This window comes from uncultured Jannaschia sp., assembly GCF_947503795.1.
In the GTDB taxonomy this organism is placed as follows: Bacteria; Pseudomonadota; Alphaproteobacteria; order Rhodobacterales; family Rhodobacteraceae; genus Jannaschia.
This window is the reverse complement of the sequence record NZ_CANNEZ010000001.1, coordinates 363,428-376,197: the sequence shown is the minus strand read 5'-3', so window position 1 is coordinate 376,197 and position 12,770 is coordinate 363,428. Positions and strand designations below refer to the sequence as shown.

Below are 12,770 nucleotides of genomic sequence, written 5' to 3'. Positions count from 1 at the left end.
GGCTACGGCCCGTCCCGATAGTTCAGGTGGCCGCCGGATCCTCCATCAACCCCAGCGCACGGAACGACACTTCGCGGTCCTTGCCGACGATCATGTGGTCGTGGATCACGATGTCGAGTGCGCGGCAGGCGATCTCGATCCGGGCAGTCATCTCGATATCGGCGTCGGACGGGGTGGGATCGCCGGACGGGTGGTTGTGAATGAGCAGCAGCGCCGAGGCATTCAGCTCCAGCGCGCGACGCGCGATCTCGCGCGGGTAGACGGGGACGTGGTCCACCGTGCCCTCGCCCTGCGCTTCGTCGGCGATGACGACGTTCTTGCGGTCGAGGAACAGGACGCGGAACTGTTCGGTGTCGCGATGCGCCATCGTGGTGCGGCAATAGGCGACGACATCGGACCAGGACGACATGATGCAGCGGTCGAGGACGCGCGCCTGCCCCATCCGCTGTGCGAAGGCTTCGGCGATGCGGAGTTGCAGATAGACCCGGTCGGTCGCGCCCTCGACCCCGAGCAGGCGCCGCTCGGAGGCCGCGACGACGCCATTGAGATCGCCGAACTCCGCCAGAAGACGCTTGGCGAGGGGTTTGACGTCGATCCGGGGGATAGCATTGAAGAGGAGCAACTCGAGCAGTTCGTATTCCGGCATCGCCGCGTGGCCACCCGACAGGAAGCGGTCGCGCAGGCGGGCGCGGTGCCCGTGGTAATGCGGCCGTGCGCGCCCGTCCGGCCCGGTGACCATGCCGCCGCCCGCCGCCTGACTGGGATGCAGACGGCCGCCGGGCTTGGGCTTCGGCGTCCAGGCGGGGCGGGTCGGCGTGCCGGGCGGCGGCAATCGCGCGTCCAGCTCCATCGCGCCGCGATGGCTCGCCTCCGAGAAGCCGCCCGAGGGCGGGGCCTCGGCCTCGCGGTAAACGGGGATCGCGTCGTCGTCGCCCCGTCCGCTCAGAAGCGCGCGCAGCGGGTCCCATCCCAACGCCGATCTCCTCCGCATGTCTGCTCCCGCCGCGATTCCACTTGCGGTTGAGCCTAGGGACCGAAATGTGAACGCGACGTTAACGGTCGCGGAAACGGGGCTGGCCCCGCCGCGCGGCAGACGTTACACGGCGCGCCTGACCGAACTCCGGGGGCCGACATGCAGGGCAGCGCCAATCTCAACGTGATGATCAAGGCCGCCCGCAAGGCGGGTCGCAGCCTCGTGAAAGACTTCCGCGAGGTCGAGAACCTGCAGGTCAGCCGCAAGGGCCCAGGCGATTTCGTGACCCGCGCCGACCGCGCGGCCGAAGAGATCATCCGCGAGGACCTGACCGAGGCCCGGCCGAACTACGGCTGGCTCGGCGAGGAGAGCGATCCCGTCGAGGGCAAGGACCCGACGCGGCGCTGGATCGTGGACCCGCTGGACGGGACGACGAACTTCCTGCACGGGATGCCCCATTGGGCGGTATCGATCGCGCTGGAGCACAAGGGCGAGGTGGTCACGGCCGTCGTCTACGACCCGGCCAAGGACGAGCTTTTCTGGGCCGAGAAGGGCGCGGGCGCCTGGCTCGACGGCAAGGTGCGGCTGCGGGTGTCGGGGCGCAGCACGATGGCCGATTGCGTCTTCGCGACGGGCCTGCCCTTCGCGTCAAACCGCTACCTCCCGGCGACCCTCAAGGATCTCGGACGCCTGCTGCCGGCCTGCGCGGGCGTGCGTCGCTGGGGGGCCGCGTCGCTCGACCTCGCCTATGTCGCCGCCGGTCGCTACGATGGCTACTGGGAGCGGGGGCTGAAGCCGTGGGACATCGCGGCGGGCATCCTGATCGTGCGCGAGGCGGGCGGCATGGTCGAGCCGATCCGCAGCGACCAGACGCTTCTGGAGGACGGGCATGTCATCGCCGCCTCCGGGTCGATCTTCGACAAGCTCGCTGGAACCCTGCGCGAGCGCGACTGACGCGTCAGACCAGATCCGCACGGCGTCAGGCGGCTCCCGCCGCATCGCCCCGGCGGTCCGCCGCGGGCTCGGCGAGCCGGGCCATCGCGTCGGGCACGGCCGCGAACCAGGGCGCGAACCCACCCAGATGCGCGTCGTCGGCACAAAGCTCGGACATGCGCGCAGTCCAGCCGGGCAGGTTCTCGGCCACCGGCGCGTCGCGTCCTTGCCGGAGCGCGGTGGCCGCGTCCGCCCACCCCTCCGTGCGAAGCGACGCCGTCATGCGGGCCAACCGGTTCGCGGCCAGGAGCGTCGCCATCCGCCGCACCATCGCCATCGCGTCGGCGTCTCCGTCGCAGGGCCCTTCGATCAGCCCGTCGGTGGTCGCCCGGTCGAGCCCCCAGGCTGGATCGGAAACCGCCCAGGCGACGTCCTCCACCCCGGTGCGGCGACCGGTCAGCGACCAATCGTACCAGATTACGGTCCCCGCGTCCTGAACGGAGGCCTTCGCGAGCGGCGCGTTCCAGCGCAGGAAGCGGCTGGGTGTGGCGGCGAGTGCGGTCGCGACGGCTTCGAAGTCCATCTTCGGCTGCGCAATTCCGAGATCGCCCGAAAGGAAGACGGGACGCGAGACGAACTCCTCCGCCCAGGCCGGCTCGATGCCCAGTCCGGGCAGGCGCGCGACCAGTTCGGGGCGCCGCATGATCGCCGCACGGCAGCCGTCGAGCGCGGCCAGCGCGCCCGCGGCGAGCGCGACGCGGCGCTTGGTGTCGGACCCGGCCATCTCGGTCGAGAGGCGGTGTGCGCCGACATCGGTCTGCAAAAGCAGGCCGTCCGCGAAGCCGATCGGGGCGGGCACCGGCGCGCCTTCGGCCGCGAGCGCGTCCAGCACCGCGTGTTCGGCGGCGGCGCGGGCGGCGCTGGCCCGGCGGGTCGCGATGACCGTCGTGCCGTCCTCCAGCTCGACCCGCATCGACGCGCGGCCGGGCCCGCCCGGCGCGGTGATGCGCAGAACGCCACGGCCGGTCAGGTCGCGGGTCACGGTCTTGAGCCAGCCGATGGATCCGGGGGGATGCGCGCCGGGGGTCGCGTCTGTCAAAAGGATCGCTCCTGATCGGTCGGTGCCCCCCAGGCACCTTGGCGTCATGGTTGCACCCGGCTCGGCTGCATGCAACGGTTTTGAGGCGTCAGCACGGGCCCCGCGGCCCGTCCCACCGGCGCCCGATCCGCCACCAGACCTCAGGCCCGCCCGTGACGCACGACCTTCCCCGCAACGCCGGACTGCCCTTCGACCGCTCGGTCGTCGACGGCGTTCGCGTCAACACGCCCGCGACGCTGCGGCGCGCGGCGACCCTGCCGGGCCGTCGCTCGGTCAAGACGGATTGGCAGGCGGCATGGCTGGCGCGCGCCATCAGCATGATCGACCTGACGACGCTCGCCGGCGATGACACCGAGGGCCGCGTCCGGCGGCTCTGCGCCAAGGCGCTGCGCCCGGTGCGCGGCGACCTGCTGGAGGCGATCGGCCTGCCCGACCTGACCGTGGGCGCGGTCTGCGTCTATCACGAGATGGTGCCCGCCGCCGTCGCCGCGCTGGACGGCCGATTGCCTGTCGCGGCGGTGAGCACGGGCTTTCCGGCCGGGCTCTCGCCCCTTCGCTTCCGACTGGCGGAGATCGAGGCGAGCGTCGAGGCCGGCGCGTCCGAGATCGACATCGTGATTTCGCGCCGGCACGTGCTGACGGGGAACTGGCAAGCGCTCTACGACGAGACCCGCGCCATGCGCGAGGCCTGCGGCGACGCACATATGAAGGCGATCCTCGCGACGGGCGAGCTCGGCACGCTGAAGAACGTGATGAAGGCCTCGATGGTCTGCATGGCCGCCGGGTCGGATTTCATCAAGACGTCGACGGGCAAGGAATCGGTCAACGCGACGCTGCCGGTCAGCCTGATCATGATGCGCGCGATCCGCGACTACGAGACGATGAGCGGCTTCAAGGTCGGCTACAAGCCCGCGGGCGGCGTGTCGAAGGCGAAGGACGCGATCACCTATCTGGCGCTCTTGAAGGAAGAGTTGGGGAACCGCTGGTTGCGACCCGATCTCTTCCGGTTCGGCGCGTCGTCGCTGCTGGCCGATATCGAGCGCCAGCTGGAGCATCATGTGACCGGCCGGTACTCGGTCGGGCACCGGCACGCCGTGGGGTGAGGCCGGGGGCCAGCCCCCGGACCCCCGAGGTACTTATGGCCAGAGGAAGACAGGACAGAGATGACCCGCGTGGCTGAGATTTTCGAAAGCATGGACTGGGGCCCCGCCCCCGAAGGACGCGGCGAGGCGGATGCCTGGCTGGACGGGCACGGGCGCGCGTTCGGGCATTACATCGGCGGCAAGCGACAATCGCCGGGCGCGACCTTCGCGACGCTGAATCCCGCCGACGGGACCGAGCTGGCGCAGGTGACGCAAGGCAGCGAGGCGGATGTGGCCGCGGCGGTGAAGGCTGCACGAAAGGCGCAGGCGGGATGGGCCGCGGCGCCGGATCATGCGCGGGCGGAAGTGCTCTACGCGATCGCCCGTGGCCTCCAGAAGCATTCGCGCCTCTTTGCGGTGCTGGAAACCCTCGACAGCGGCAAGCCGATCCGGGAGAGCCGCGACATCGACGTCGCCCTGGCGGCGCGCCATTTCTACCACCATGCCGGCCACGCGGCGCTGCGGGGCGAGACCCATCCGGGCGCGGAGCCCTGGGGCGTCTGCGGCCAGATCGTGCCGTGGAACTTCCCGCTCCTGATGCTGGCGTGGAAGATCGCGCCGGCGCTGGCGATGGGGAACGCCGTGGTCCTGAAGCCCGCCGAGTGGACGCCGCTGACCGCGCTCCTCTTCGCCGACGTCTGCGAGATGGCGGGCGTGCCGCCGGGCGTGGTCAATATCGTCACGGGCGACGGCGCGACGGGGGCGGCCCTGGTCGCCGCCGAGATCGACAAGCTGGCCTTCACCGGCTCGACCGAGGTCGGGCGCATCCTGCGGCGCGAGACGGCGGGACGCGCCATGGGCCTGACGCTGGAGCTGGGGGGCAAATCGCCCTACGTCGTCTTCGAGGATGCCGATATCGACGGCGCGGTCGAGGGCGTCGTTGACGCGATCTGGTTCAATGGCGGGCAGGTCTGCTGCGCGGGCTCGCGGCTTCTGGTGCAGGAGGGCGTGGCCGAGGCATTCGAGCGGAAGCTCCTGGCGCGGATGGCGAAGGTGCGCGTGGGCGACCCGCTCGACAAGGCGGTCGACATGGGCGCGCTCGTCCATACCGAGCAGAAGGCCCGGATCGAGGCCATGCTGGCGCGCACCGGCGGCACCATCCATCGCGGCACGGCGCCCGAGGGGTGTTTCCTGCCGCCGGTACTGGTGACGGATGTCCATTCCGCCGATCCGCTGATGCAGGAAGAGGTGTTCGGCCCGGTGATCGCGATGACCACCTTCCGCACGCCCGCCGAGGCGATGATGCTAGCCAACGACACGACCTACGGCCTGGCGGCGAGCGTCTGGTCGCAGGATATCGACGTGGCCCTCGACACCGCGCCGCGGATCGACGCGGGAATCGTCTGGGTCAACGGGACCAACATGATGGACGCCGCCGCCCCGTTCGGCGGCATGAAGGAGAGCGGCTTCGGGCGCGAGGGCGGCATGGCTGGGCTGGCGTCCTATCTGCGTCCCGCCTCCGGCGCGGCGCTGAAGCCGGTGAAGCGGCACGTGGCCAAGGGCGACGGGCCGGGCGGCATCGACCGGACCGCGAAGATGTATGTCGGCGGCAAGCAGGCACGTCCCGACGGCGGCTACTCCCGCACCGTCGCGGGCCCGAAGGGCATCGTGGGCGAGGTCGGCGTTGCCAACCGCAAGGACCTTCGGAACGCGGTCGAGGCGGCGCGGGGTGCGGCGTCCTGGTCGCGCACGACCGGGCACCTGCGCGCGCAGATCCTCTATTACCTGGCCGAGAACCTGGCCGCGCGGGGCGCGGAGTTCGACGCGCGTCTCGTGGCGCAGGGTGCGACGGATGCGGCCGAGGATGCGGCGCGGCATCTCTTCCGCTGGGCGGCCTGGGCGGACAAGCATGATGGTCGGACGCTCGGCGTGCCGATAGGCGGGCTGGCGCTGGCGCTGAACCGGCCGGTCGGGGTGATCGGAGCCTTTGCGTCCGAGGCCCGGCCGCTGACCGCGATGGCGCAGGTGATCGGGGCCGCTCTGGCGACCGGCAACAGGCTGGTGCTGGTGGCGCCCGAGACGGCGCCGCTGAGTGCCACCGATCTCTACCAGGTGCTCGACACGTCGGACGTGCCGGGCGGTGTCGTCAACATCCTGACCGGCGAACACGCGGTGCTTGCGCCGCAAATGGCGGGGCATCTGGGCGTGGACGCGGTCTGGAGCTTTTCGGACGCGGGCATCTCGGACGTCATCGAGCGCGAATCCGCGGCCGATCTGAAGCGGACCTGGGTGAATGACGGGCGCGCGCGGGATTGGCAGGCGACCGACGCCGCCCCGTTCCTTGCGGCGGCCACGGAGGTTCAGACCGTCTGGGTGCCCTTCGGCGTCTGAGCGGGCCTCAGGCGGGCGAGCGGAAGAGGAAGAGCGCGAAGGCCACGACCAGCGCGAGGATCGCGAAGCCGCCCGGGCTGGTGAGGTCGTAGGTGCTTCCGGCGATGCTGACATGCAGGTCGGGCGCACAGACGCCGCCGATATAAGGTAGATCGATGCACTTCATGGCACGCCTCCGATCGGATGGGGGTGGGGACGTGGGTTAAGGCGCGATCTGGACATCGTGATGCCGCAACCATGGCAAAATTGCAGCGGGACGGGGGGCGATCGGCGCGCCTAGCCGATGACCGTGACCTCGGGCGCGTCCTTCGACAGCGTGTCGCGGATGAGGGCGGCGATCTGCGCATAGGCTGCGTGCCCGGCGGAGGTCTTGCGCCAGACCATGCCGATGTCGCGCCCCGGCGCCGGGTTCGAGAGCGGGCGGGCCACGACCAGCGCCTCGCGCGCGACCTCGGACCGGACGTAGAGCGCGGGGAGTACCGAAAGGCCCAGGCCCGTGGCGACCATCTGGCGGAGCGTGTCGAGCGAGGTGCCCTCGTAATCGAGCGAGAGATGCGCGCCCACCTCCTCGGCCAGCGCGGCCACCGTGTCGTGCAGCCTGTGCCCGGCCTCGAGCGTCATCACGGTCTCGCCCGCCAGCGCCGCGCGTTCGATGATGGGGTTTTTGGCAAGGGGATGATCGGCCGGAAGTACGACCTGCAGGGGTTCGTGAAAGAGCGGTTCGACATTGAGTGCTGCCTCTTCGAGCGGCAGCGGGAAGAAGAGCGCGTCGAGCGCGCCGTCGTTGAGCCGCCGCATCAGGTCGGTCGCGATCCCCTCGCGGACATAGAACTTCAGCTTGGGATAGGCGGCGTGAAGCGCCGGGATCACCAGCGGCAGAAAGTAGCTGCCGAGGCTGCCGACCACGCCGACGCGGATCGTGCCCCCGAGCGGATCGGCCCCGGTGCGCGCGAGGTCGACGATATCGGCCACGTCGCGCAGCACGGTCCGGGCCCGCGCGGCGACATCCGCCCCGACCGGCGTCAGCGAGACCCCGGCCCGCGACCGCTCGACCAGCTGCACCCCGAGCTTGCCTTCCAGTTCGCGGAGCTGCGCGCTCAGCGTGGGCTGCGTGACATGCACCGTTTCGGCCGCGCGCCGGAAATGGAGCGTGTCCGCGACGGCCACGAGATAGCGGAACTGTTGCAGCGTAGGCATTTGCACCTCGATAGACGGTATCTATCCTAAAACAGATAACGCCATGGGTTGAACAATCAAACCCTCCGGCTATGTATCGCCTCAACTTGACGCAGAGGACCCGATGGCGGCGCGCGAAGGACGGATCTTGGGGGGACCCGCCGGTTGGATCTCCGTGCTGATCCCGGCGGCGCTCTTTGCGTGGTTCCTGCAGTTCCTGCCCGCCGTATCCGCGGGCGAGGTCGTCACCTTCACCTTCGACTGGGTGCCGTCGCTCGGGGTCGAGATCGGACTGCTGCTCGACGGTCTCTCGCTGACCTTTGCGCTCCTGATCACGGGGATCGGGACGCTCATCACGCTCTACTCGACGGCTTATCTGGGCGGCGAGGCGCATTATTCGCGCTTCGTCTGGTACCTGATGGCCTTCATGGTCGGGATGCTGGGCCTCGTGCTGTCGGACAACCTCCTGGCGCTCTTCGTGTTCTGGGAGGTGACGACGATCAGCTCCTACCTGCTGATCGGTTACAATGCCGACGACGCCAAGTCGCGGCGGAACGCGCTGCAGGCGCTGGTCGTCACGGGGACAGGTGCGCTCGCGTTTCTCGCGGGGATCGTCCTGATCGGCACGGCGGCGGGCACGTTCAACATCTCCGAGATCGAGGGCACGCTGACGGAGCACCCGCTCTACCTGCCGATCTTCCTTCTGGTCGTGGCGGGGGCCTTCACCAAGTCGGCGCAGGTGCCGTTCCACTTCTGGCTGCCGAATGCGATGGCCGCGCCCACGCCGGTCTCGGCCTACCTGCATTCCGCGACGATGGTGAAGGGCGGCGTCTACCTCCTGGCACGGATGAACCCCTCGCTCGGGGGCAGCGACGTCTGGTTCTGGACGCTGGTCATCTTCGGCGGCGTCACGGCCGTCTTCGCCAGCGTCCTCGCCATCCGGCAGACCGACATCAAGCAGGTGCTCGCCTACACGACGCTGATGGCGCTGGGCACGTTGGTGATGTTCATCGGGCTGGGGACCGAGGCGGCGATCCTCGGCGCGATGGCCTTCCTCGTGGTGCATTCGCTCTACAAGGCGGCGCTGTTCCTGATGATCGGGCTGGTCGATCACGGCACGGGCACGCGAGACGCCACGGTCCTGCGCGGCATCGGGCGCAAGATGCCGGTGACGATGATCGCCGGCATGCTGGCGGCGCTTAGCATGGCGGGCCTGCCGCCGCTCTTCGGGTTCATCGGCAAGGAATTTCTCTACAAGGCGTCGCTCGACGGCCCCGCGATCTGGTGGGTGACCGGCTGTGCCTTCGTGGCCTCGGCGCTGATGTTCGCCTGCGCGGGCATCGCGGCGTGGCGCCCCTTCACCGGCACGCTCGCCGAGACGCCAGTCGCCCCGCATGAAGGGCCATGGCCGATGCTCGCGGGACCCGTCGTGCTGGCCGCACTGGGCCTCGCCTTCGGGCTCGTGCCCGACTGGGCCGAGACGATGGTGGCCCCCGCGACGGTCGCGGTGCTGGGCGCACCCGCCGATACCGATCTCTACCTCTTCAAGGAGGTCAATGCCGCGTTCCTGCTGTCGCTCGCGACCTTCGCCCTCGGCCTCATCCTCTATGCGCTGCATCCGAGGCTCCGGGATGGGCTCGCGCGGTTCAAGCCGCATTTCGATCCGGGCTACGACCGCGTGATGGACGGCGTCGCCGCGGGGTCGCACGGTCTGACCGCCGTGATCCAGACGGGGCAGCTCCGGCGCTATATCTTCGTCACCTTCCTGACCCTCGCCGCCGCGATTGGCGCGGCGATGTGGCACGGTCGCGTGTTGCCCGACATCCCGCCGCTCGAGGATCTGCGCACCAAGCACTGGTCGGTGCTGATCTTCATCCTGGCCGGCGCGCTGCTGACCGCCTTCACCAACAGCCGCATGACCGCAATCGCGGCGCTGGGCACGGTCGGCATCGGCGTGGCCCTCGTCTTCATCATGTTCGGCGCGCCGGACGTCGCGATCACCCAGCTTCTGGTCGAGGTGCTCCAGGTCGTGCTCGTCGCCGTCGCGATGCTGAAGCTGCCCCATATCCTGCCCGAGCACGTCAGCCGCATACGGGCCTGGGACCTGGCGCTGGCGCTGGCGATCGGGGCGATGACGACGCTCGTCCTGCTGGCCGTGATGGCCGCCCCGCTGGACCTGCGCCTGACCGAGTTCTTCGAGGCGACCGCCGTGCCGATCGCCCATGGCCGCAACATCGTGAATGTCATCCTCGTGGACTTCCGCGCGCTCGATACCTTCGGCGAAGTGGCGGTGGTCGTGATCGCGGCGCTGGGGGCCTACGCGCTTCTCAGGGGCACGCGGGGGGCGCGATCGTGAAGTCGTCCCTGATCGTCCGCGCCGCGACACGCATCCTCGTGGGCCTCCTGCTGGTCTTCAGCTTCTACATGCTAATCCGCGGCCATAACGAGCCGGGTGGCGGCTTCATCGGCGGGCTGACGGGTGCGACCGGGTTCATCCTCTACGCCATCGCCCATGGCTGCCGCGCCGCCCGCGAGGCCCTGCGCATCCAGCCCCAGACCATCGCGGTCGCGGGCCTCGGGATCGCGCTGGCCGCGGGCGTGGCGGCCTATCTCTTCGGAGACGTGTTCTTCACCGGGCAATGGCTCTTTATCGGGGCAACCGAGACAGAAAAGGGCCTGCCCCTGTCGACGGTCCTCGTGTTCGACATCGGCGTCTATCTCGTGGTGCTGGGCTCGGTCCTGACTATCGTGCTCGCCCTCGAGGAGGAGGTCTGATGGAGACCCTGATCGCCCTGATGGTCGGCGCGCTGGTCGCGGCCGCGGTCTACCTGATGCTGGCGCGCAACGTGCTGCGCTTCCTCTTCGGGCTGATCCTGATCTCGAACGCGGCGAACCTCCTGATCTTCGCCTCCGGCGGCCTGACCCCCGAGGCCCCGCCGCTGATCGCCTATGGCGAGAGCGTGCCGCCCGAAGGCGTGGCCAACGCGCTGCCGCAGGCGCTGGTGCTGACGGCGATCGTGATCGGCTTCGGCCTCTTCGCCTTCGCCCTCGTGCTGGTCTATCGCGGCTACCAGAACCTTGGGACGCTCGACAGCGACGAGATGCGCCTCGCGGAGCCCCGCGAATGACGCCCGAAATCCTCCTGCCCCTGCCGCTGATCCTGCCGTTCGTGACGGCCGTGTTCGCCTTCCTCTTCCGCCGTGGCAGCGAGGGGAAGTGGATCTCGGTCCTCGGCTCGGCCATGACGCTGGTCGCGGCAGGTCTCCTCCTGAGCCATGTGCTCGCCAACGGACCGGTCGCGGCGCAGATGGGCGACTGGCCCGCGCCCTTCGGGATCACGCTGGTGGCCGACACCCTCTCGGCAATCATGGTGGTCATCACCGCGATCACCGCGCTGGCGGTCAGCATCTATGCCGTCTCGGATGTCACCCACGACATGGAAGAGCTGGGATACCACGCCCTCTTCCAGGTGCTGATCGCGGGCGTCACCGGCGCCTTCCTGACGGGCGACCTCTTCAATCTCTATGTTTGGTTCGAGGTCATGCTGATCTCGTCCTTCGGCCTCCTCATCATGGGCGGCAAGCGGGTGCAGTTGGATGCGGGCATCAAGTACGTCACGCTGAACCTGATCTCGACGATCCTGTTCCTGTCGGGCATCGGCCTGCTCTACGGGACGACCGGCACGCTGAACCTCGCGGACCTGCATTTCGCCGTGCAGGAGGCGGATAGCGGCCTGATCACCGTGATCGCGACGATGTTCCTCGTGGGCTTCGGCGTGAAGGCCGCGGTCTTCCCGCTCTTCTTCTGGCTGCCCGCATCGTACCACACGCCCAGCTTCGCGGTCTCGGCGGTCTTCGCGGGCCTTCTGACCAAGGTGGGCGTCTATGCCCTGATGCGGATGTTCACGCTGGTCTTCACGCAGGACGTGGCGTTCACGCACACGCTGATGCTCTGGGTCGCGGTGGCGACCATGGTGACGGGCGTTCTGGGCGCGGCGGCGCAGACCGACTTCCGCCGCATCCTGTCGTTTCACATCGTCAGCCAGATCGGCTACATGGTCCTCGGCCTCGCGCTGATGACGCCGCTGGCGGTGATGGGGGCGGTCTTCTACCTCGTGCACCACATCATCGTGAAGGCGAACCTGTTCCTCGTCTCGGGCGTGGCGAACCGGATCGCGGGCGGGACCGAGCTCGACCGCATCGGCGGGCTCTACAAGGGCGCACCGCTGCTCGCATTCCTGTTCCTCATCCCCGCCTTCTCGCTCGCGGGCTTCCCGCCGCTCTCGGGGTTCTGGGCGAAATACGTGCTCGTGAAGGCGTCGCTCGACCTCGAACTCTGGTTCGTCGCCTTCGCGGCGCTGGCGGTGGGTCTGATGACGATCTATTCGATGACGAAGATCTGGGGCCGCGCGTTCTGGACGCCGCATCCCTCGGGCGTGACCCCCACCCTTCGCGATCTCGCCCTGGGCGAGCGGGCGGCCCTCCTGCTGCCGATCGCGGGGCTCGCCGCCATGACGGTCTTCATCGGCCTCTATCCCGAGCCATTCGTGGAGGTCGCGACACGCGCCGCCGGTGAACTGCTGGACCCGAGCGCCTATATCACAGCCGTGCTGGGAGAGCGCCCATGAGCCTGTTCCTGATGAACCTGATCCTCGCGATCGCCTGGGCGGCGCTGACGGGGACGTTCACGCTGCCGGGTCTCGCCGTGGGCTTCGTGGTCGGGTTCTTCGCGCTCTGGATCATCCAGCCGCTCTTCGAGAACCGGGGCGGCGGCTATTTCGTGCGCGTCTGGCGCTGGCTCAAGCTGATCGTGCTTTTCCACTGGGAGCTGATCGTCTCGTCGCTCTCGGTCGCGTGGGACGTGCTGACCCCGCGCCACCGCGCCCGGCCCGGAATCGTCGCGGTGCCGCTCAAGGCCAAGGGCGAGGCCGAGGTCCTCCTGGTGACGAACCTCATCTCGCTGACCCCCGGCACGCTCAGCCTCGACGTGACCGAGGATTGCAACACCCTTTTCGTGCACGCGATGTTCGCCGACGATCCCGAGAAGATCGCCTCGGATATCGAGAACGGCATGGAGCGCTGGGTGCGCGAGGCGTTGGCATGACGAGGAGGAGGCG

The 12,770-nt window shown here is 69.2% G+C and carries 12 protein-coding genes; 8 read left to right on the top strand and 4 right to left on the bottom strand.

What is annotated here, in order from left to right; translation table 11 throughout:
• Positions 1 to 22: 22 nt before the first annotated feature.
• The gene (gene radC, locus Q0833_RS01965) at positions 23 to 739 is read right to left on the bottom strand and encodes a DNA repair protein RadC (protein WP_298434918.1); all 717 of its coding nucleotides are present in this window, start codon (positions 737 to 739) and stop codon (positions 23 to 25) included.
• Positions 740 to 1,132: 393 nt separating this feature from the next.
• Here radC and Q0833_RS01960 point away from each other — a divergent pair, with 393 nt between their 5' ends.
• On the top strand, positions 1,133 to 1,927 hold the full coding sequence (locus Q0833_RS01960; RefSeq protein WP_298429724.1) for an inositol monophosphatase family protein: 795 nt from the start codon (positions 1,133 to 1,135) through the stop codon (positions 1,925 to 1,927).
• Positions 1,928 to 1,952: 25 nt separating this feature from the next.
• Here Q0833_RS01960 and Q0833_RS01955 read toward each other — a convergent pair whose 3' ends face one another.
• Positions 1,953 to 3,005, bottom strand: coding sequence for a hypothetical protein (locus tag Q0833_RS01955; RefSeq protein WP_298429722.1), 1,053 nt, complete (start codon positions 3,003 to 3,005; stop codon positions 1,953 to 1,955).
• Positions 3,006 to 3,157: 152 nt separating this feature from the next.
• On the opposite strand from Q0833_RS01955, the gene deoC reads away from it, so the two are divergent.
• Positions 3,158 to 4,108 carry a deoxyribose-phosphate aldolase gene (gene deoC, locus Q0833_RS01950; protein ID WP_298429720.1) on the top strand — a complete coding sequence of 317 codons (951 nt, stop codon included), beginning with the start codon at positions 3,158 to 3,160 and terminating at the stop codon, positions 4,106 to 4,108.
• A gap of 60 nt (positions 4,109 to 4,168) precedes the next feature.
• The gene (locus tag Q0833_RS01945) at positions 4,169 to 6,478 is read left to right on the top strand and encodes an aldehyde dehydrogenase family protein (protein WP_298429717.1); all 2,310 of its coding nucleotides are present in this window, start codon (positions 4,169 to 4,171) and stop codon (positions 6,476 to 6,478) included.
• A 7-nt stretch (positions 6,479 to 6,485) separates the two neighbouring features.
• Here the strand turns inward: Q0833_RS01945 and Q0833_RS01940 are convergent, their stop codons facing one another.
• Both Q0833_RS01940 and Q0833_RS01935 read right to left on the bottom strand, forming a co-directional pair.
• Positions 6,486 to 6,644 carry a hypothetical protein gene (locus Q0833_RS01940; RefSeq protein ID WP_298429715.1) on the bottom strand — a complete coding sequence of 53 codons (159 nt, stop codon included), beginning with the start codon at positions 6,642 to 6,644 and terminating at the stop codon, positions 6,486 to 6,488.
• A gap of 110 nt (positions 6,645 to 6,754) precedes the next feature.
• Positions 6,755 to 7,675 carry a hydrogen peroxide-inducible genes activator gene (locus Q0833_RS01935; protein ID WP_298429713.1) on the bottom strand — a complete coding sequence of 307 codons (921 nt, stop codon included), beginning with the start codon at positions 7,673 to 7,675 and terminating at the stop codon, positions 6,755 to 6,757.
• 127 nt (positions 7,676 to 7,802) lie between these two features.
• Here Q0833_RS01935 and Q0833_RS01930 point away from each other — a divergent pair, with 127 nt between their 5' ends.
• Genes Q0833_RS01930 through Q0833_RS01910 form a run of 5 tightly spaced genes read left to right on the top strand, consistent with a single transcriptional unit; the run spans position 7,803 to position 12,757 of the window.
• Positions 7,803 to 10,010, top strand: coding sequence for a putative monovalent cation/H+ antiporter subunit A (locus tag Q0833_RS01930; RefSeq protein ID WP_298429711.1), 2,208 nt, complete (start codon positions 7,803 to 7,805; stop codon positions 10,008 to 10,010).
• Entirely contained in the window at positions 10,007 to 10,429 is a 423-nt protein-coding gene (locus tag Q0833_RS01925; protein WP_298429709.1) for a Na+/H+ antiporter subunit B, read from the top strand. The genes Q0833_RS01930 and Q0833_RS01925 overlap by 4 nt, the downstream gene beginning before the upstream one ends.
• Positions 10,429 to 10,782 (top strand): Na+/H+ antiporter subunit C, encoded by a 354-nt coding sequence (locus Q0833_RS01920; RefSeq protein ID WP_298429707.1) that lies wholly within the window; start codon positions 10,429 to 10,431, stop codon positions 10,780 to 10,782. The genes Q0833_RS01925 and Q0833_RS01920 overlap by 1 nt, the downstream gene beginning before the upstream one ends.
• The gene (locus Q0833_RS01915) at positions 10,779 to 12,281 is read left to right on the top strand and encodes a Na+/H+ antiporter subunit D (RefSeq protein ID WP_298429705.1); all 1,503 of its coding nucleotides are present in this window, start codon (positions 10,779 to 10,781) and stop codon (positions 12,279 to 12,281) included. Before Q0833_RS01920 ends, Q0833_RS01915 begins: the two co-directional genes overlap by 4 nt.
• Entirely contained in the window at positions 12,278 to 12,757 is a 480-nt protein-coding gene (locus Q0833_RS01910; protein ID WP_298429703.1) for a Na+/H+ antiporter subunit E, read from the top strand. The genes Q0833_RS01915 and Q0833_RS01910 overlap by 4 nt, the downstream gene beginning before the upstream one ends.
• Positions 12,758 to 12,770: the final 13 nt, after the last annotated feature.